The organism is Roseospira goensis (genome assembly GCF_014197795.1).
GTDB classification, from domain to species: domain Bacteria; phylum Pseudomonadota; class Alphaproteobacteria; order Rhodospirillales; family Rhodospirillaceae; genus Rhodospira; species Rhodospira goensis.
Genome location: NZ_JACIGI010000010.1, coordinates 35,670 through 55,441 on the forward strand (window position 1 = coordinate 35,670; position 19,772 = coordinate 55,441).

General features: G+C 74.9%; 13 protein-coding genes. 4 read left to right on the forward strand and 9 right to left on the reverse strand.

The window, feature by feature from the left end:
* Positions 1-34: 34 nt before the first annotated feature.
* Entirely contained in the window at positions 35-1,783 is a 1,749-nt protein-coding gene (locus GGD88_RS07630; RefSeq protein WP_246423643.1) for a SulP family inorganic anion transporter, read from the forward strand.
* Between the two features lie 84 nt (positions 1,784-1,867).
* On the opposite strand, the gene GGD88_RS07635 is transcribed toward GGD88_RS07630, so the two are convergent.
* Together GGD88_RS07635 and GGD88_RS07640 are read right to left on the reverse strand one after the other, a co-directional pair.
* Positions 1,868-2,662: a hypothetical protein gene (locus GGD88_RS07635; protein ID WP_184433699.1), complete on the reverse strand. Its 795-nt coding sequence runs from the start codon at positions 2,660-2,662 to the stop codon at positions 1,868-1,870.
* A complete protein-coding gene (locus GGD88_RS07640) occupies positions 2,662-3,903 on the reverse strand; it encodes a hypothetical protein (protein ID WP_184433701.1) in 1,242 nt (413 codons plus the stop codon). Before GGD88_RS07640 ends, GGD88_RS07635 begins: the two co-directional genes overlap by 1 nt.
* 90 nt (positions 3,904-3,993) lie before the next feature.
* Between GGD88_RS07640 and GGD88_RS07645 the strand changes: the two genes are divergently transcribed.
* Together GGD88_RS07645 and GGD88_RS07650 are read left to right on the forward strand one after the other, a co-directional pair.
* Entirely contained in the window at positions 3,994-4,224 is a 231-nt protein-coding gene (locus tag GGD88_RS07645) for a hypothetical protein (protein WP_184433704.1), read from the forward strand.
* A gap of 762 nt (positions 4,225-4,986) precedes the next feature.
* Complete coding sequence (locus tag GGD88_RS07650; protein WP_343056307.1) at positions 4,987-5,424, forward strand: helix-turn-helix domain-containing protein; 438 nt, start codon at positions 4,987-4,989, stop codon at positions 5,422-5,424.
* Positions 5,425-5,648: 224 nt separating this feature from the next.
* Here GGD88_RS07650 and GGD88_RS07655 read toward each other — a convergent pair whose 3' ends face one another.
* A complete protein-coding gene (locus GGD88_RS07655) occupies positions 5,649-7,340 on the reverse strand; it encodes an NAD+ synthase (protein WP_184433707.1) in 1,692 nt (563 codons plus the stop codon).
* Positions 7,341-7,458: 118 nt separating this feature from the next.
* Positions 7,459-8,472, reverse strand: coding sequence for a hypothetical protein (locus GGD88_RS07660; RefSeq protein ID WP_184433710.1), 1,014 nt, complete (start codon positions 8,470-8,472; stop codon positions 7,459-7,461).
* Between the two features lie 115 nt (positions 8,473-8,587).
* Between GGD88_RS07660 and GGD88_RS07665 the strand changes: the two genes are divergently transcribed.
* Positions 8,588-9,946, forward strand: coding sequence for an O-antigen ligase family protein (locus tag GGD88_RS07665; RefSeq protein ID WP_184433713.1), 1,359 nt, complete (start codon positions 8,588-8,590; stop codon positions 9,944-9,946).
* Here GGD88_RS07665 and GGD88_RS07670 read toward each other — a convergent pair.
* The 5 genes from GGD88_RS07670 to GGD88_RS07690 are packed head-to-tail and all read right to left on the reverse strand — an operon-like array spanning position 9,843 to position 19,747.
* A complete protein-coding gene (locus GGD88_RS07670; RefSeq protein WP_184433716.1) occupies positions 9,843-10,217 on the reverse strand; it encodes a hypothetical protein in 375 nt (124 codons plus the stop codon). The genes GGD88_RS07665 and GGD88_RS07670 overlap by 104 nt on opposite strands.
* The gene (locus GGD88_RS07675; protein ID WP_184433719.1) at positions 10,214-13,027 is read right to left on the reverse strand and encodes a glycosyltransferase; all 2,814 of its coding nucleotides are present in this window, start codon (positions 13,025-13,027) and stop codon (positions 10,214-10,216) included. The genes GGD88_RS07670 and GGD88_RS07675 overlap by 4 nt, the downstream gene beginning before the upstream one ends.
* On the reverse strand, positions 13,024-14,040 hold the full coding sequence (locus GGD88_RS07680; protein ID WP_184433722.1) for a glycosyltransferase family 2 protein: 1,017 nt from the start codon (positions 14,038-14,040) through the stop codon (positions 13,024-13,026). The genes GGD88_RS07675 and GGD88_RS07680 overlap by 4 nt, the downstream gene beginning before the upstream one ends.
* Entirely contained in the window at positions 14,037-14,930 is an 894-nt protein-coding gene (locus GGD88_RS07685; RefSeq protein ID WP_184433725.1) for a radical SAM family protein, read from the reverse strand. Before GGD88_RS07685 ends, GGD88_RS07680 begins: the two co-directional genes overlap by 4 nt.
* Positions 14,927-19,747, reverse strand: coding sequence for an FkbM family methyltransferase (locus tag GGD88_RS07690; protein WP_184433728.1), 4,821 nt, complete (start codon positions 19,745-19,747; stop codon positions 14,927-14,929). Before GGD88_RS07690 ends, GGD88_RS07685 begins: the two co-directional genes overlap by 4 nt.
* Between the last annotated feature and the right edge of the window lie 25 nt (positions 19,748-19,772).

Here is a 19,772-nt window from a genome sequence, read left to right on the forward strand (position 1 = left end):
CCGCCCCTGTCCCACCGCCGAGAGACCGAGACCCTTGCCCACGTCCCCCCTGCGGGCCGACGCCAGACCCGGTGTTGCCGCCCTGTACACCCCCAAGCTCGTCACCGTCCTGCGCGAGGGCTACGGCCTGGCGCAGCTCCGGGCCGACGCCATCGCCGGCCTCACCGTCGCCATCGTCGCCCTGCCGCTGTCGATGGCCATCGCCATCGCCTCCGGCGTCTCGCCCGACCGCGGCCTGTACACCGCCATCGTCGGCGGCTTCCTGGTGTCGCTGCTGGGCGGCAGCCGGTTCCAGATCGGCGGCCCGGCCGGCGCCTTCATCGTGCTGGTGGCCACCACCGTGCAGGTGCACGGGATCGACGGCCTGCTGGTCGCCACCCTGTTGTCGGGCCTGATCCTGCTGGCCATCGGGGCTTTGCGGCTCGGCACCTACATCCAGTTCATCCCCTACCCCGTCACCGTCGGCTTCACCGCCGGTATCGGCGTCATCATCGCCGCCAGCCAGATCAAGGACCTGCTCGGCCTGACCCTGGGCCGGCCGGAGCCGGCGCCGCTGCTGGACAAGATCCCGGTGCTGTGGAACAGCCTGCCCACGGTGACGCCCGAGGCGGTGGCGGTGGCGCTCGGCACCATCGCGGTCATCGCCGCGCTGAAGCGCTGGGCGCCGGCGTGGCCCAGCCTGCTCATTGCCGTCACCGGCGCCGCGGTCGTCGTGGTCGCCGCCGGCCTGCCCGTCGCCACCATCGGCAGCCACTTCGGCGGCATCCCGCAGGGCCTGCCGCTGCCGAGCCTGCCGACGCTGGACCTCGACCTGGTGCAGGCGGTGCTGCCCAACGCCATTGGCTTCGCGCTGCTCGGCTCCATTGAATCCCTGCTGTCGGCCGTGGTCGCCGACGGCATGACCGGCCGCCGGCACCGCTCCAACTGCGAGCTGGTGGCCCAGGGCGCGGCCAACATCGGCTCCGCCCTGTTCGGCGGCCTGTGTGTCACCGGCGCCATCGCGCGCACCGCCACCAACATCCGCGCCGGTGCGCATGGCCCGGTGGCCGGCATGCTTCATGCCCTGTTCCTGCTGGCCTTCGTGCTGGTGGCGGCCCCGCTGGCGTCGTACATCCCGCTGGCCGCGCTGGCCGGGGTGCTGACCGTGGTGGCCTGGAACATGGTGGAGAAGGACGCCATTGTCGCCCTGCTGCGCAGCTCGCGCGGGGATACCGCGGTGTTGCTGGTCACCTTCCTGCTGACCGTGTTCCGCGACCTGACCGAGGCCATCCTGGTCGGCTTCGCCCTGGGCGCGGTGCTGTTCATCCACCGCATGTCGCAGGCGATCTCGATCGAGACCCACACCCCCTACGTGGCCGAGGACCGCGCCGACGGCGCGCCGGACGAGCGCACGCCGTACCACGCCGAGGACGCCAGCGACCCCTCCGTGGTGGTCTACCGCCTCAGCGGCGCGTTCTTCTTCGGGGCGGCGTCCACCCTGGGCTCGGTGCTGGACCGTATCGCCGACGCCCGGCGCGCCTTCGTGCTGGACCTCTCGCAGGTGCCGTTCATCGACTCGTCGGCGGCGAACACCCTGGCCGGGCTGGCCCGCAAGGCCCACCGCCAGGGGGTGGCGATGGTCATCTCCGGCACCACGGCGGGGGTGCGGCGCGAACTGTTGCTGCACGGCGTCCGGCGGCCGCTGGTCAGCTACGCGCGCACCATCGAGGATGCCATGGACCTCGCCCATGAGCCGCGCCCGGCCCCGGAGCGGTCGGAGCGGTCGGAGCCGTCGCAGCCCTGATCCGGATCGGCCACCGCCCCAGCGGCGGAGGATGGCGGGCCGCCCGACGGCGGCCCGCCATCGGCCTCACGGCCGCGCCGGCACTCAGGCCCCTGGCGCCACCGTCGGCCCCGCGCCGGGCGACACCGCCCGCACCGCGCTCAGCCCCTCAAGGCCCAGGCGCTGCTCCCGGAAGTCGCGCCGGCTGGTGGTCAACAGGCACGCCGGCTCCTCCATGCGGAACAGCGGCGCGCTCAGCGTGAAGCCTAGTTCGGCCGTGCTGTGCCAGTACTTGTGGAAGGCGAAGCGGCGCAGCATGTCGATCACGCTGAAACCGACCAGATAGTCCGGGTCCCACAGCCCCACGCCGATCAGCTTGGTGAGCTGGGAGACCGTCTCGGCGAGGCCCTGGCCGGCCTCGGACTTCGCGGTCCAGACCGCGACCGAGCACAGGATCAGGCCCGAGATGGTGCGCGCCGACGGGGCGTCCATGCGACACCAGGTGTCCGGCGGGATGCGCGCCGGATCGTCGAAGAAGAACCGCAGGCTCTCCATCTCCTCGCGCAGGCTGGTGGGCACGTGGCGGAGCCGGACCGCCGTGGTCGCCACCAGGGTGTCGCCGCGCCAGCAGCCGACCCAGAAGGCCGTCCCGTCGCCCAGGTGCGACTGGTACGCCGGGTTGACCAGCGGCATGCGCATGGTGGTCTCGCCCACGCTGGCCGGCGCCTCCATGAGGGGTCGGAAATCGCGGCTGACGCCGACGCTGAGGCCCAGGTCCTGGAGCCGGGCGGCGCGCCGGACGATCTCGATGGACAGGCGGCGCTGGATCTCGCGCTCCTGGGACAGGCCGGCCTGCAGGAAGTCCAGAACGGGGATATTCGCGGTGGCTGGATTCGTCATCACGTACTCTCCGTGTTGCGAGCGTCGGAAAAGCCGATCACGGCGACGACTTTCCGACCCCGATGATCGAAGACGGGAAAGCTCACGCGCCGGTATGACCTTTGGCTCGTGACACGGACGAGATGTACCACCGGGGCCCGTTCATGGGCCGCCAATGCGAAATGGGCCGCAAGCATCGCGCCGTATCCGCGCGACGCCTGGACTTCGAGCACGTCGAGCCCGGTGACCCGCTCGCGCGTCACCCCCACGGGCAGACGCAGCTTCGGGCCGACGTAGGCGACTCGGAAATGATGGTCCTGGATCCCGTAGACACCTCCCAGATCGAACAGATCCGAACTCTCGATCCTGTGGATCAGGGCGGCGTCGATCACGCCACCGGTCTGCTCCCACAGGCGCAAAAAAGCGCCGCCGCTGGGCGGTGCTTCCATGAGGGCGCGACGCTCCGAGGTCGGCGTGCCGGCGGGCTCGGGGGCGAGCCCGACGCGGGCGTCGTCGACCGCGTGCCGGCGCATCTGGCGCACCCGCTGCAATTCCGCAGCGAGCTGGTAGAGCGTGGCGCAGGGCATCGCCACCCAATCGGTGATGAAGACGCGTAGTTCGGCGCCCTGGCGCGGCATCTCCTGCTCCAGAAGATCGACCAAGGCGTTGCAGGCGGCGTCGGCCACCCAGAGGCCGTAACAGTGCACCACGGCCGGCTGGTCCGCCGCCTCCTCCAGCAGGATCCAGCCCATGTTGCGCATGACATAGTCCGCGGTGGCGCCCTCGGTCACCTTCATCCCCAGCATGACGCGCGCCCCCTCCTCGGGGCAGTCCAGGGATTGCGTGACCGTGCCCTCGTCGGTCACGTAGCGGTACGAGCGCACAGGCCCGGCCATCACCCGCAGCACCTCGGTGGGCGTGTCCGCCAGGCCCGCGCGGCAGACCGCGAGCGCCATTTCCGCGCTGCCCATGCGGCGGCGCTGGAGCGCAACGCCCAGTTCGCGGGCCCACGGCTCGTCGCCGCACACGTCGACAATAAAGGCGCTGGGATCCTCGGCGGCCCGGGCCACCAAACAAAGGTTGGCGATAGTCGGATGCCCACCCTTTCGGATCCAGGACTTCACCGTGGCAGGATTGAGTCCGCAGGCTGACAATTTATGCGCGGCAACGTTTCCCGTGCCGAACTCGCGCTTCAGCGCCGCCTGCCAGCGGGCGGTGAAAGTTTTATCCCAATCGGATATATCTTTACCCGGATCCGGCATTTACAGTTTCGACATGGCGTGTGGAGACACGAGGACGAGGGACGCTTGGGCGGTGGAGTGATTCACCTGATGGAGCGCCAGGGGGAGCCAATGTCGAACGACACCGATGCTATTCGCGAACTCGGAACCCGAATCGTCGATTTGTTGTTCGAGGCGGTTCGTCTTCAGGCCGTAGCGCGAGAGTCCGGCGATTCTGCCGCCGTCGAACGCATCGCCGCGTTCATCGCCGGGGTCTCGGCGGCGGAGAGCGCCTGCCTGCGGACCGACGAGAGCGCGGGCGCGTTTCTGCTGTCTCGGCTCGACGAACACCGCGTGCACTGAACCTTTCCCCTGCTGCGCCCTGTCGCGGACCCTTCAGCGCCTGAACGGTCGCGCCCGGGATCCGGCGGTCATCGGTCGCGTCCGCGACCCCCGGCCCGTCCGCACACCATCGGTCCGCACACCATCGGTCCGCACACCATCGGATGGTCGAGGGCCGGGCATGTGTCGGCCGGCCCCGCCGCCGGTCCCGGATGCCGCCCTCCCGCGGCACCGCCGCCCTCCCGCGGCACCGTCGCCCGGCGGCTCAAGGGCCAGGGCGCGACGGCCCGGGTCGGAGGGCGGAACGACCGCCAGACTGTGGCATACCATATCACGGACCGGAGCCCGGCCGTGCCATGGAATCTACACAGGGCTGATGCCCCGTCGCCGTGCACGCGGGCCGACCCCGCCACCGCCGGAACGCCAGAGAGCGTGAAGTGACGCGGAGACCGACTCACGGTGGGAGCGGTGCGGCGCCGCGGCGCCCTGAACAAATCTCTAAGCCCAACTTACATATTTATATACAGAGCCTTGCGGTCTCGTGCTGAAGTCGTTAGCATGCTGACTATTGAGGGTAAGAGCAAAGCCAGACCGCGGCACGTGGACTCACGACGGTGAACTCGCGTCGGTGGACACAGGACGGTGAACACACCAAGGTGCACACACCAAGGTGCACACACCAAGGTGCACATACGATGGTGCACACACCAAGGTGCACACACGACGCGGGAGAGACCGGCGCGCACGGGAAAGGCTCTTGTCAAACGAAGGAGGACCGGCATCGTGGCAAGGGGAGAAGGGCCCGATCCCGTCGACGTGCACGTCGGCGAACGCATTCGGTTGAGACGCGCCGTGCTGCGGTTAACACAGCAGGATCTGGCGCGGTCCATCGGTATTTCGTTCCAGCAGCTTCAGAAATACGAACGCGGGGCCAACCGCGTCTCGGCCTCGCGCCTGTTCGACATCGCGAGCCATCTCGATGTGCCGATCTCGTTTTTCTTCCAGGACATCGACGAGGACATGCTGCGCAGCCGCGGCCTGCCCGGGCACCACACCGAAATTGATCCCGGGCTCACCAGCGAGGCACTCCGGCTGATGGCCGTCTTCAACCGGCTGCCGAACGACACCGTGCGCCAGAAGATCCTGGAGTTCCTGACCGCGGCGGCCACCCCCGCGGCCAAGGGCGATGACGAGCAGCGCGGCGACGGCGCCCTGAACTAAGGCGGATCGCGATCAATCGGAACCACCAATCGGAACCACGACGTGGTTCGGATTGATCGCGTGACTGCGCGCAACCTATATGATTCTCAGCCGATTTTTGCGTCAAACAGAAATCGCGCCGCGAGTCCGGTTTGTCGCAATCGGCGCTAAGCACGCCGGCGGTGGGCTCGTGGCGGGACCACTTCACGGCCCGGCCGGGCACCCCACGCCACGACCGGGCACGCTCACCCCCGGAAGCGGTTGGTGATGGGATAGCGGCGGTCGCGACCGAACGCTCGCAGGGTGATCTTGACCCCGGGCGGGGCCTGTCGCCGCTTGTACTCCGCCACGTTCAGCAACCGCCAGACCTTTTGCACCATGGCGGCGTCGTGGCCCGCGGCGATCATGTCGGACACCCCGTGCTCGCCCTCGATCAGGCCGTTGAGGATGGCATCCAGCTCCGGATAGGGGGGCAGGCTGTCCTGGTCGGTCTGGTCCGGACGCAGTTCGGCGCTGGGCGGCTTGGTGATGACGCGCTCCGGCATCACCGGTCCGTCCGGCCCCAGCATGCCGGCCGGCCGGTGGTGGTTGCGCCAGCGGCTGACATGCTCGACCGAGGTCTTGTAGACATCCTTGAGCACCGAGAAGCCGCCGGCCATGTCGCCGTACAGGGTGGCATAGCCGACGCTCATCTCCGACTTGTTGCCGGTCGACAGCACCATCGGCCCGAACTTGTTCGACAGCGCCATCAGGATGGTGCCGCGGATGCGGGCCTGAATGTTCTCCTCGGTCACGTCGGCCGGGCGGTCCGCGAACAGCCCGCCCAGGGTCTGCTCGAACGCCCCCATGACCGGACCGATCGGCACGGTGTCGTAGCGCACCCCCAGCAGACGGGCGACGCCTTCGGCATCCTCCAGACTGTCGGGGGAGGTATAGGGCGACGGCATCATCACGCACCACACCCGGTCCCGGCCCAGGGCGTCGACCGCCACCGCGGCCGACAGGGCGCTGTCGATGCCGCCGGACAGACCGATGATGACGCCGGGAAAGCCGTTCTTGTCGACGTAATCCGACAGCCCCAGGACCAGCGCGCGGTAGATGCTCTCCGCCTGCCCATAGCCCGGCGTCATCGTGGCATCGCGGCAGCGCCACGCCGCATCGGCCCCGGGCGCGCGGGTCCAGGTGGTCGGCACCACCGTCTCGGCGAACGACGGCAGGCGGCCGATCAGCGCGCCGTCGGCGTCCAGGATGAAGGACTCCCCGTCGAACACCAGTTCGTCCTGGCCGCCGACCTGATTGACGTAGACCAGCGGCAGGCCGGTCTCCCGCACCCGCGGCCGGGCCTGCTCCAGACGCTGGCCGTGCTTGTCCAGCTCGAACGGGGAGCCGTTGACGATCAGCAGCAGCTCGGCGCCCTGGTTGGCCAGATGACGCGCCACCTGCGGCCCCCACATGTCCTCGCACACCAGGATGCCCAGGCGGGCACCGCGCAGCGAGACCACGTCCGGCAGCGGGCCGCGCGCGAACACCCGGACCTCGTCAAACACCCCGTAGTTCGGCAGCAGATACTTGAAGCCGACGAACCGCACCTCGCCGCCATCCAGCAGCACCGCGGCGTTGCCCAGCTTGCGGGTGTTGTCGTCGGGATCGGTGAAGCGCCAGGGCGCACCGATCAGGACCGCCGGACCGCCGTCACCGGTCTCCGCCGCCAGCGCCAGCACCGCCGCCTGGACGGTGTCGACGAAGGCGTTGCGGAACACGAGGTCCTCGGGCGGATAGCCGGTGATCACCAGCTCGGGGAACACGACCAGGTCGGCCCGGTCCCGCGCCGCGTCCGCCCGCACCGCGCGGATGTGGTCGGCGTTGCCGGCGATGTCGCCGACGGTCGGATTGATCTGGGCCAGGGCGATGACGAGACGGTCTTCGCGGTCGGGCATGCTGGGTCTCCGCGCCGGTCAGGACGGCCCGGCGCCGGCAGCCGGGCCTTCCACTCATACGGCAGGCGGTTCGGGTCCGACCAGAGGCGATTTCGCGACGGCCCCCCGCCCGCGGCCGTCAGGAGCCGCTGGCGGCGGTCGTGGGGGCCGGCCGCACGGCGCCGGGCGGCAGGTCCATGACCGAGGGATCGACCGCCGGCGTGCCCGGCACCGGCTGCCCGGGGCCGATCCAGGGGGTCGCCGGCGGCGCGGGGGCGGCGGGCGCCGGCGCCCGATAGGCCGGCGCAGGATAGCCGGGGGGCGGGTAGCCGGGTGCGGGCGCCGCGAAGCCGGGCGGCGCAGGGCCGGGTGATGGCGGAGCGGCATACCCTGGAGCCGGAGCGGCATACCCTGGAGGCGGCGCGACACCGGGCGACGGACCGTAGGGCGGCGCGTAGCCGGAAGGCGGCGCGTAGCCGGGGGGTGCCGGATAGGGCGACGGGGCCGCGGCCAGCCTGGGCGGTGGCGCCGGCTGGTCCGGCGCCGGCAACTCGCGGGTCAGCGCCGGTACACGGGGCGCCGCCCGGGGGAGCGGCGGTTCCGCCGTCCACGCGGGCGACACCGCCGGTGCGGGTGGCGCGGGTGGTGGTGGCGCCGCCGGCGTCATGCCGAACACCGGAACCGGCGGGGTGGACGGCGCCAATGGCGGTGCAGGTGGCGGCGCCTGAGGCGCCGGCGGCGCGCCCCCGCCGACACCAGCGGCCCGGCTGACCGATGTCAGCAGCACATCGCGCCGCCCCGGATCGAGCCGCCCGGCCCCGACCAGTTCGTTCAACGCCGCGCGCACGCCGCCCACGATCGCCGCCCGGCCGGACGCATCGGGGCGCGCGGCCCCCGCCACGCTGCCGAGGGAGACCACCGCCCCCGGCTCCGTCTGGGCGCGCTCCAGCGTCAGGGAGCGCGCCGCCGCCCCGAGGGCCGCCGGCTCCGCCGTCATCACCGCCTGCCCGGCCGGCAAGCGCGCCGTCAGCGCCGCGATCACATTGGCGAACGAGGCCGCCTCGTCGGCCTGCGCCGCCGCCGTGCACAGCAGTACGCCCAGCACCAGCCCCCGCCCGGCGCGGGTCATCATCCAACGCCCGACCGGCCCCATGCCCGCCTCCCGTGTCCAGCCTGGGTGAAACGCCCCAAGGGGTCACAGTCTAGATCGAATCCGTGATACTTGAAAAGCGTGTCTCGCGCGCGTCCCTGCACGTATCCTGGAACCCATGGCCCCGCCCCGGATCCGTCTCCCCGTCCTTCGTGCCGACCGGCCCCCTGGTCCGCCGCGGCTGGTTCCGCTGGCGGCGATCCTGGTGTGGGCGCCGCTGCCGCTGGCCAGCAACCGGCCCTGGTCGACGGCGCTGCTTCTGCTGCTGCTGTTCGCGCTGGCGGCCTGGAGCGCCATGCGGGGGGATCGTCCGCCCCCCACCCGAGCGGGTGCGTGTGCGTTCACCCTGGCGGGGATTGCGGTCACCTGGGCGCTGGTGCAGGCCGCGCCGGGCCTGGGGACCGCGCTGCCGCACTGGCAGGACCTGGCCGCCCTGACCGGCCGGCCGCCCTGGGGCGCGCTGTCGCTGACGCCCGTTTCCACGGTCGAAGGCACCCTGCGGCTGATCGGTTACGGCACGGCAGCGTGGCTGGGCGCGGCCGTGCTCGGCCCGCCGGCCGCGCGCCTGGGTCTGATGCGGGTGCTGGCGGCCGGAACGGCCGGGCTGGCCATCTACGCGCTGGCCGACCTGCTCAGCGGCAGCCACCGCATCGGCTGGATCGACAAGTGGATCTACCAGGACGTCGCCACCGCCACCTTCGTGAACCGCAACGCCTGGTGCGTCTACGCCGGCCTCGGCGCGGCGGCGGCCCTGGTCGCGGCCGGCGCGGCGGTCACACGGCAGCGCCGCCGGCTCTGGCAGGCCGCCGCCGCACTGACGCTGGTGGCGGCGTTGCTGTCGGAGTCGCGCTGGGGTCTGGTCAGCGTCGCCGCCGGTCTGGGCACGCTCGCCCTGCTGCGCCCGGGCCGGCCGCCGTGGCGGGCGCTCGCGGCCGGCGGCACCGCCCTGCTCGCAGCGCCGCTGGGGTTGGCCGCCCTGGGCTGGGACCGGCTGCTGGCGCGGCTGGACCCGGTCCTGGTGCTTGGCGATCTGCGCTGGGACCTGTACCGCGTGACCCTGGAGGCCATCGCCGCCGCCCCCTGGACCGGCCACGGCCTGGGCAGCTACCCGGTGCTCTACCACCACATCCGCGACGCCGCGCTGGCCGAGGCCCTGGTGCTGGAGGCGCATTCCGTGCCGCTGGAGCTGCTGGCCGAGCTCGGGATCCCGGCGGCGCTGGCGCTGATGGGCGCCTACGTCGTGCTGGTGGCGGCCGCCGTCCGGCGGGCGCGGCGGCACGGCGACCCGGTGGCGCGGCTGGCGGCGGCGGCCGGAGTGATGGCGGGCCTGCACGGGCTGCTCGACTTCTCGATGCAGACGCCGGCGCTGGCGGTCACGGTGCTGGTGCTGCTGGGGGCGGGCGCGACGCCGTCCACGCCGCCCGGGCCCGCGCGATCTCCGGCACCTGCGGCGCCAGCGCCGCCGCCCGGTCCATGAGACGGTCGACATAGGGCGCAGGCGCGCCGCGCGCGGCCTCCGTCCACGCCAGTCCGGTCCAGGCGAAGGGATCGGCGGGGGAGAGGGCCAGCGCATCCCGCCAGGCGTTCGCCGCATCGTGCCAGCGCGCCGGGCGGCCCTGGCCCAGGGCCTCGACGACGGCGGCCTCGGCCCGATCGGCCGGCGCCCCGCGCCCAAGGGCGTGCGCCAGCCACGCCGCCGCCAGCAGCGACAGCCCCAGGAAAGCGACCCCGCGCGCCGCCCGCCTCATGCCTGTCCCGCCAGGACGCGCAGCACCGCCGTGTAGGAGTCCAGCAGTGCGCCGTAGCGCGCGCCATCGTCGCCCGCCGGCGCGGCGGGTCGCGGCGCCCGCAGTGCCGCCGCCAGCCCCCGGGCCAGCGCCGGCGGGTCGGCCGGCGGCACCAGCCAGGTGGCGGGCCAGCGCGCCGCCTGTTCCGGGATGCCGCCGACCGCGGTCGCCACCACGGGCAGACCGGCGCGGGCTGCCTCCAGCACCACCCGGGGCGCGGCCTCGGCCCGGCTGGGGCACACGGCCACGTCCGCCGCCGCCCACAGCGCGGCCATGTCGGCCCGCTCCCCCAGCAACACGACCCGCCGCGGCCAGGGATCGGGCAGGCGCGCCACGGCGGCGCGCACGCGGCGGCCGTAGCCCTCGGCGTCGCGGCCGGCCCACAGCAGCCGCACCCGGCCGTGCAGGGCGTCGGGCAGCAGCGGGAGCGCGGCGATCAGGTCCAGCGGCCCCTTGCGCGGATCCAGCGCCCCGGCGGCCAGCAGGACCCGGTCCTCCCGGTCCCCCCCGGCGCCGGACGACATCCGGGACGGCGCCCCCTCCGCCCGCGGCGGCAGGGCGTTGGGGATCACCGTGGCGCGATCCGGCGCCACCCAGGCGGCCCAGGCCCGCGCCGTCGTATGGGAAACGAACACCACCCGGTCGGCCTCGGCCAGCGCCGCCAGCGCCCGCGCCTGCACCGAAACCGACAGGTCGGCCAGCGCCTCCGGTCCCGGCTCCCGGATCACCCATAGGGCGGGGCGTCCCAGCGTGCGGGCCGCGATCGCGCCGGCGAAGGCGCGCAGGCCGTTGACCAGCACCACCCCCGCCCCGCTGTCGGCCAGGGCCTGCGCCACGCGCGCGGCCAGCCGGTCCAGGTCCCGCACCCCCAGAAGCCGGCCCGGGGCGATGCGGGTCACGGGCCAGCCCGCCGCCGCCCACAGCGCACCGAGCGGACCGTCGTGCAGCACCAGCGACAGGGCCGGGGTCACCGCGCCCCGCCCCACGAGGCCGCTCGCCAGTTCCCACAGGCTGAGCGGGGCGCCATCACGCCTCCAGGTCTCGCCGACGCAGGCGAGCCGGAGCGGACCCTCCCCCGCCGGGGCGACCGGCAGCGGGCGGTGCCCTTCGAGGGACGGCGACAGCCGCGGCGGCTGCGCCGGCCGTGGCGGAGGCATCGCGGGCATGGGAGCGGGCCGCCCGCGCAGCCCCGCCACCCGGCGCGCGATCTCCCGCCCCTCGCCCCGCAGCCCCAGCCGCGCCAGCGTGCCCAGGCTGCGCGCCAGACCGGCCGGACGGAGCCGTACCGCCCGGGCGTGGCGCCGGGTCTCGTCGCCCGGACACGGCGGGGTGTCGTACAGGCGCTCGTGACGGGCCACCAGGGCCGCCGGCGTCAGCCGCGCCATGTGTGCCCGCCCGGCCGCGGCCAGCCGCGCGCACGCCCCCGTATCGTTCAGCAGATCCACGACCCGCGCCGCCACCGCCGCCGGTGTCGGCGGCGCGACCGGCAGCCCGGCCAGCGCCTCCGCCACCCCACCGGCCGGGGCCGCCACCACCGGCACGCCGGCGGCCTGGGCCTCCAGGATGGCGTTGGGCAGGCCCTCGGCAGCGGAGACGTGCAGCAGCACGGCGGCCTCGGCCAGGTGTGGCCCGACCTCCGGCACCCAGCCGGGCGCCTCCACCGCCACCCCCAGGGCGGCGGCCCGCGCCGCCACCGCACCCCGCAGCGGCCCGTCCCCGAGCAGGCGGAACCGTACGTCCGGCCGCGCCGCCGCCACCCGCGCCGCCACATCCAGCCACAGCAGCGGCCGCTTGTGCGCCACCAGCCGGAACACCCCCAGGACCAGTGGCGCCAGCCCGGCCGGGGGTGGTCCCGACGCGGGGACGGCGACGCCGTTCGGGATCACCAGCGGCGCCGCGATGCCGGCCCAGCGCGCATGATCGGCCGCCACCGCCGCCGCGTTGCCGGTCACCGTCACCGCCGGATGGCGCGCCAGCGCCGCCAGCCCTGGCCGCAGCGCCCCGGCCAGCGGGTGGCCATGGCGGTCCGGCGCCCGGTTGCGCAGGCCCACCACCACCGCCGGCACCCCCAGTGCCGCCGCCACACCCGCCACCACGGCGGTGCCGTCGAGCCAGCCATGCACCGCCCGCGGCCGCCACGCCGCCAGCCAGCCGGCCACCGCCAGCAGGTCTCCGGCCAGGGCGTCGGGCAGGCCGGCCGCCGCCCGCTCCAGCCGCGCCAGCCCCGGGGTGTCATGGGGCGGCGGATCGGTCCACACCGCCACCGGGATCCCGGCCGCCGCCAGCCCCGGCGCGAGCGCCGCCGCCCCCGGCCGATCCCGCAGGTGCCGGACCAGCACCCGCACCGGCCAGCCCCGCGCCGCCAGCCCGCCCGCCAGCATCGCCATCTGCCGCTGGGCGCCGTCGCCGGCCAGCGAGGGAACCACCATCACCACCGGCCCCTCGGCCCGTCCGCACACCGGCCGATCGCAGGCCAGCACCCGTGCCCAGGCCAGCGCCGCCGCCCCCGGTCCCATCGCCCGCAACCGCCGCCCCGCCCGCCCGGCCAGCAGGGCGGCCGGCGTGGTCTCGCGCCAGACGCCGCCGGCGTCGCGGACCGCGACCACCGGCACGCGCTGGCGCCAGGCCGCCCACAGCACGGACGCGGTCAGCGACCGCACACCGCCCGGCGCCACCAGCCGGTCGCACGGCGGCAGCACCAGCCGCCAGTCCCGCGCGTCACCGGGCTGGTGCGTCACGTCGGGGCCCACGACCACCGTCCGGCCGCTCATGGGGGCCGCACCCGTCCCGGGGCCGGCGCCCGCGCCAGCCGCCGGCGCGGATCCCAGGTCAGGACGCCGGCGATCGTCCACCACGGCACCATGCGAGCGCGCTGGATCACCCGGCGCTGGCGCCACACCGCCGGCAGGGCCCGCAGCCCGTCCCGCACGCCGCGGGCGTCCACCGCCAGCCGGCCACGCCAGGCGGCCCGCCCCAGCAGCAGCAGGACCAGCCCCGCGAACCCCGGCAGCAGGGGCCAGAACAGCGGCCCGGGGGTGCAGCGCACGAACAGCCAGATCCGGTTGCGGCTGGTGTGGTAGCGGATGAAGTCGCTGTCGATCCCGTTGGTGGCCGAGCCCACGTGCGCCACGCGGGCCGTCGGCACGCACACCACGGCACCGCCGCGCAGCCTCAGGCGGTAGGCCAGGTCGGTGTCGTCGCAGTAACAGAAGAAGGCATCGGGAAACCCGCGGGCCGCATCCCAGGCGGCGCGCCGGTACAGCGCAGCCGCGGCGCAGGCGGAAAAGCACGGTCCCTCGACCAGCCGATGCGACGGCGGCAGCGGCCGCCCCTGACCGCCGCGCCAGGCCAGCGCCAGGGGCATCATCTCGTCGCCCAGGCCGTCGCACTGGGTGGGATCGGCGGCGTCGGAGAGCAGGCTGGCAAACGCGGTGACGCGCGGATGGCGCCGGCTCGCCGCCCGCAGCGCCGCCAGCCAGTCCGGATCCGGAAACGCGTCCGGGTTGAGGAGGGCCACGAACGGCGCCGGCGGCGCGCCGGTGTCGTGGGTCGCGCCCACGGTGTTGGCGCGGGAATAGCCGATGTTGTCCGGCAGACGGACCACATGGATCCGCGCATCGTCGGGCAGCGCCGCAGCCAGCGCAGCGGGATCGCTGCCGTTGGCGACCACCACCGCCTCGAAGCCCGGATCGGTCTGCGCACACAGCGCCGCCAGGCAGCGCGCCAGCAGCGGTCCCTCGTTCAGGGTCACCACCACCACCCGCACCCACGGCCGCGCCGTCATGCCCCCACGGCCTCCGCCCCAGTCTCCGCCCCAGTCTCCGCCCCACCCAGCGGCTGCCGGCGCGTGAAGGTGCGGTCGCAGGCCTCGGTACAGGCGGTATCACAGCGGTGATCGCCCGTCCGCCAGGCGAACGAGCCGTCGAACAGGTTGCCCAGTTCCAGCCGGTCGCGGGAGCACCGCCGCGCCGTCCCGAACGGGTCGATGTGGCAATAGGCCGTGCCCGCATCGCACAGCCGGGAGCCGGTCGACGGATACGCCTCCTGCCCCGGCCCGTCGCTGCTCATCGGTACGCCCGACGCCCGCAGCCGGGCCAGCGCGGCCGGGCTGTAGGTCGGCGTGGGATCACCCACCGGCCGGTTCAGATACTGGCCGCGCGCCGCCAGCCCCAGCGCCCGCAAGCGGGCGATCCAGCCGGGCAGCGCGTCGATCCAGCGCGGATCGGCCACGATCGTGCAGGTCAGGCGCGGCCGCAGCGCCGGGCGGCGGTCGAACAGGCCGTGCAGGGCGGCGGCGCGGGCAACGAAGGCGTCGAAGCCGGTGAAGTCGGGATGGAACGACAGCGTGACGTACTCGAACCGCTCCCAGAACCCCGGTGGCCAGGCGGTGGGATCGCGCCACAGGTTGGTGGTCATGCGCAGCGGTGCCGGATATCCCAGCACGAAAGCCGCGAACCCCTTCAGCACCGTGGGCTCACCGCCCGCCACATGCACCAGCGGCGCGCCGATGCCGATCAGGGCCGCGCTCCAGTCCGACAGCGCATGCTCGCCCGGCTGGCGGCGCTTGCTCTTGATGCGGCAATACGGGCAGTCGTAGTTGCACAACAGCGACGGCAGGATCACCGCCAGCCGCCGCCCGCCCGGCCCGCCGATGGGTTCGACCGGGCGGCTCACGGCACGGCCTCCCGGCGCAGCACGGCCGTCTCCCAATCCGTGCCCAGCAGGCGAACGCCGGGCGTCGTGGCGGCCACCTCGCGCACGAACGGCGCCACGTCCGGCCACGCGGCGGCGCCCACGTCGTCGATCAGCGCCAGCCCACCGGGCCGCAGCAGCGGCGCGAACCGGGCCCAGTCGGCGGCGAGCCCGGCGCGGTCGTGGCGCCCGTCCAGCACCAGCAGCCCCAGACCATCGGGCCGCGCCCAGGCCCGCACCCGCGCCAGCGCCACCGGGTCGTCGCTGCGCCGGCGCACCAGGGTGACGCCATGGCGCGGCAGCCCGGCCCGCGCCAGCACGGCGCGCACCATGGGCGCGGTGACCGGCGCGCCGGTGACCGGGTCGGCGGCGGCGCCGTAGCTGCCACCGTCCAGGGGATCGAGGCCAAGCAGCCGCAGCCGCCGCCCCTGCCCCTCCACCCCGGCGGCCAGGACGGCGAGGCCGAGGCCGAACAGCACCCCCACCTCCAGGGCGCGCAGGTCCGGCCCCGGGCTGGCCCGCGCCGCCAGCGCCCGCAGCAGGGCCGCCGGCAGCGCACAGGCGAGGCGGCCGCCGCCGGCCCGTTCGCGGGCCAGCAGACGCTCCGCGAGGTAGCCAAGGGCGCGCGGCGTCATGTCGGGCAGGCCCAGGGCCGGCAGCCAGACGGTGCGCAGGCGCGCGACGTCGGTGTCCGACAGGCCGCGCGGGAAGGGCTGGAAGCGGGCCGCCCCCAGCGCCCCGGCATGCTCCAGGTCGCAGCGCAGGGCCGCCAGGCGCGGCGCCAGAGACTGCTCCTCCAGGCGGCCGCGCAGCCCGGCCAGGGCAGCCCCGGTGCGCTGGCGGTCATCGGCCAGCGCCCCGGTCAAGCTCGCGGCCACGGCACGGTCGCCCCGGGCGGCGGCGCGCTCGGCCTCGGTCACCGCCGCCTGCCAGGCCGCATCGCGGGCCGCGCCTTCGCGCGCCAGATCCGCCCGCATCCCGGACACCGTCTCGGCCAGCCCGCGCCGGTCCCGGGCCTGGCGCGCGTCCAGCGCCGTCAGGTGGTTGGACAGCGACCCGGTCGCGGCCTCCAGATCCCGGGCCGACGCCGTCGCGGCCAGGGCCTCGCCCGCCTCCACAAGGGCGCGGTCCACGAACCGAACGGCAGCGGCGAGGTCCGCCGCCTGGGCGGCGAGACCGTCGGCGACCCGCCCGGCCAGCCGTCCGACCTCTTGCTCCCCGGCGCCAAGTCGGTCCTCGGCGGCCGCGAGGCGATCCTCGGCGGCGGCCAGCGCCGCGGCCAGCGCGTCGCGCACCCGCCCCAGGTGGCGCGTCAGGGCGGCCTCGACATGGCGATCGGCGTCCTCGCGCGCCCGGCGCTCGGCGTCGCGCGCGGTCGCCAGATCGGCCGCCAGGGTCGCGGCCGGGCCGGCGCGGGCCGCCCCCTCCGCCGCAAGCCGGCCCTCCAGCCCGGCGAGGTCATCGCGCAGCCAGCCCACGTGGCGCTTCAGCTTGGTTTCCTGCGCCCGCGCCGCCGCGTGCCGGTCGAGCCGCTCCAGGCGGCGCCCGCGCACATGACCATAGGCCGCGAAGCCCAGCGCCCCGCTCATCGCCAGCGCGGCCAGCAGCGAGGACCCCGGCCACGGCACCAGCGGCGCGGCCCCGGCCGCCACCACCAGCCCCCCGGCCAGCGGCGCCCGCCAGCCGCCCAGGACCGCCGCCATCTCCCCGGCCAGCCCCCGCCCGCGCCGCCACCAGGGATCGGGGGGCGGCAGCGGGGACGGAGCCGGCGCGGCGGGCGGCGCGGCGAGTGGCGTGGTGTCGGGCGCCGGCGTCGGCGCGGCGGCCGGATCACCGGGCCGCGTCTCCAGCGGGGCCACGGGGTCGGTGTCCTGCACCGGCTCCGGTCGCGGATCGAGGGTCAGCGCCGCCCGCACCATGCCGGCCAGGGCGTCGTCGTTGGGCAGGCCGGCGTCCGGACACACGGCGATCACGTTGCCCCAGCCGTCAGGGTCGGGCAACGGGTCGGCATCTCCCGGCGGCCAGGGGATCAGGCGGCGCCAGTCGTGGCGCGCGCCGTAACGGACCACCGGGTGCCATTCGCTCACGAACACCCGGTAGCCGCGCCCCTCCAGCAGCGCCACCAGGTCCCCCAGCGACCAGCCCAGGCGCAGGGTCTTGCGGTTCTCGAACTCGGCCATGACCACGCGCGGGCGCCAGCGCGCCCAGTCCAGGCCCAGCAGCACCCGCAGATCCCAGCCCTCGGCGTCCACCTTGAGCACGTCCACGGCATCCATGCCGTGACGCTCCAGGAGGGTGGTCAGCGTCTCCACCGGCACCCGCGCGGTCTCGCGGTGGCCGTCCAGGAACGGCGCCAGGGTGGCCACCCCGGTGCTGTCCGGCGCGGTGTAGAGCGGCGCCGCCGCGGCGGGCGCATCGGACAGCGCCACCGGCTCGACCGTGACGGCCGCCGCGTCGGCCACGCGCGCCCGCAGCGCGGCGCGGTTGTCCGGCTCCGGCTCCACTGCCACCCCCGACCAGCCGGCCTCCAGGAACCGGGTCAGGAATCCGCCCCGGTGCGCGCCCACATCCACCAACAGGCCCGGCGCCGTGGTCTGGAACCGGGCCAGGCCGAGCAGCAGCGCGGTCTCGTCCAGTCGGGCGCCGTCCAGGCGCGGGTGGTCGGCGGACAGCACCCGCCGGCCGGCCCCGGCCGCGGCCCCGCGCACCAGCGTCCGCAAGCGGTCGCGGCGCGGCGCCAGGGCATAGGCCTCGCAGGCATGGGCGCGCCCCGCCGCCCCCAGGCGCGCCGCCAACGCCGGGTCCGACACCAGCCCCGACAGCGCCGCGCGCAGGGCGGCGGGATCGCGCTCCGTCACCCGCACCGCCGCCCCCGACTCGGCCAGGGCTGCCAGGGTGGCCTGCTCCGCCGGGCCGTAGCCGAACACCGCCGCCCCCGACGCCAGCGCCTCCGGCAGGGTATTGGCCAGGGAATGGCGGGTGTAGAGCCGGCTGTCCTCGTCGAACGCATAGGCGATCAGCACGCCGTCGGCCGCGCACAGGCGGGCGCGGTACGGGGCCGGGTCGGGATCGTCCGCCACCGTGGCGACAACCCCGGACCGGTCCGCCGCCAGCGCCCGCGCCGGCGCGATCCAGGGCGGCAGAACGCGCAGCTCCAGCCGCACCAGCGGCCGGCCGGCGGCACGATTGAGAGCGTCCACCGCGTCCGCCACATCGCGCACGGCGGCGCGGTTCATGTCCTCGGCCAACGCCCCAGCGTAGAGCAGGTCGAACGGCCGGTCCGGACAGCCCGCCCCCGGCGACCGGTCGCGCGCCGGCCAGTCCGCCGGGTCGATGCCGTTGGCCAGCGCCTCCCACGTGCCGCCGCCGTACCGGTCGCGGAACGCCACGACCATCGACGCGCCGATGCCGAGCCGCACGGCCGCTCGTCCGGCCAGCCACGCCAGGTCCTGCGCCCAGACCTGATGCACCAGGGGATCGGTGCGCGCCAGCAGCGCCGGCCAATCGTCCATCAGGTGCAGGATCAGGGGCGCCCCCAGGCCCTCGACCAGATCCAGGGCCAGCGGATGCAGATGGCCGCGCGTCGGCTGCGGCCGGTAGTACAGGGCCTCAGGCGCGAAGGCGCGCGCCCGCGCCGCCGCCGTGCCGGCGTCCACGCCGGCCTCGGCGCGACCGTCCGGGTGGTGCACGGTGAAGCGATCGGGCGCGCCATCGGGCGTGATCGCCAGCAGCCGCCCGCCGCACCACGGCGCCATCAGGGCGGCCTTCACCTGCCCGGTCGCCGACAGCCCGCCCACCGGCGTCAGATCCAGCACCAGCAGGCGCGGCGCGGGCGCGGTGCTGTCGGCCAGCACCCGGTCCAGCGGTACCCGTGGCACCAGGTCCATGCGCCCGCCCGGTGTGCCGTTGATCAGCCGCGCCCCCAGGCCCGCGAGCGCGTCGCGGGCGGCGGCGAAGGCCCGGCCCATGTTCTCCACCTGGGGATCGTGCCAGCGCTTGCCCTTGCCGAAGTAGTCGGGGTGGAAGTGGTTGGGGTCGTCGCTGGCCATGTCCAGCACCCCGGGGCCGGCCCCCGCGCCGCCCGCCGTGCGGGTGGCGTCCGCCGGGATGGCGTAGTCGAGATCGACCCCCAGCAGCACCACCTCGCGCGCGCCCAGGAAGACGGCAAGCTGCACCGCGGTAAAGGCCACCGTGCAGCCGGCATAGGTGCAGCTCAGCGCGTCCAGCGAGACGTCGAAGCGGTCCGGATAGCCGGGCCGCGGGCGGTGGTCGAACCAGACCACGTCCGGCCCTTCGTCGAGCGCATAGGCCAGGGTGATCGGGAACAGGCGCGTGAGGCCGGCCGGCAGCCCGTTGAGCGCAGCGGCCCGATCCTCGGCCACCAGGTGGTCCTCGACCAGGTAGTAGGTCGGCCGGAACCGGGTCTGCGGGAAGGCCAGGAACAGCCCGTTGACGCCGATGGTGACCTGATCGGCCAGGCTGTCCAGGTCGATCCGCCCCAGGCTGGGCCCGTTGCCCAGCACGAACACCCGCCGGCCCTTGTGGCGGTCGCGCAGCGCCGCCAGGCGCGGCCGGTGCGCGGCGGCCCAACGGCCGTCGTACAGGTCCACCACCCGGCGCAGGCCGGCGACCCGCGCCGCCGGCGTCAGGCGCGCGGTCGGCAGGAAGATCGGGGCGCGCAGGGAGGACGGCAGGCGGGCCACCAAAGCGGCCTCCTCGCGCGCCAGAGCCGCCGCCTCCGCTTCAGGGCTCTGTTCCGCTTGGGACAGTCCGACCGCCACCGGCATCCTCGTATGCATCTGGCCTCGACCCGCATTCCGTGAT

Coding starts and splice junctions, on each gene's coding strand:
- GGD88_RS07635 (WP_184433699.1), bottom strand. CDS start 2,662: ATGACGAATCCAGCCACCGCGAATATCCCCGTTCTGGACTTCCTGCAG.
- GGD88_RS07640 (WP_184433701.1), bottom strand. CDS start 3,903: ATGCCGGATCCGGGTAAAGATATATCCGATTGGGATAAAACTTTCACC.
- GGD88_RS07645 (WP_184433704.1), top strand. CDS start 3,994: ATGTCGAACGACACCGATGCTATTCGCGAACTCGGAACCCGAATCGTC.
- GGD88_RS07655 (WP_184433707.1), bottom strand. CDS start 7,340: ATGCCCGACCGCGAAGACCGTCTCGTCATCGCCCTGGCCCAGATCAAT.
- GGD88_RS07660 (WP_184433710.1), bottom strand. CDS start 8,472: ATGGGGCCGGTCGGGCGTTGGATGATGACCCGCGCCGGGCGGGGGCTG.
- GGD88_RS07665 (WP_184433713.1), top strand. CDS start 8,588: ATGGCCCCGCCCCGGATCCGTCTCCCCGTCCTTCGTGCCGACCGGCCC.
- GGD88_RS07670 (WP_184433716.1), bottom strand. CDS start 10,217: ATGAGGCGGGCGGCGCGCGGGGTCGCTTTCCTGGGGCTGTCGCTGCTG.
- GGD88_RS07675 (WP_184433719.1), bottom strand. CDS start 13,027: ATGAGCGGCCGGACGGTGGTCGTGGGCCCCGACGTGACGCACCAGCCC.
- GGD88_RS07680 (WP_184433722.1), bottom strand. CDS start 14,040: ATGACGGCGCGGCCGTGGGTGCGGGTGGTGGTGGTGACCCTGAACGAG.
- GGD88_RS07690 (WP_184433728.1), bottom strand. CDS start 19,747: ATGCATACGAGGATGCCGGTGGCGGTCGGACTGTCCCAAGCGGAACAG.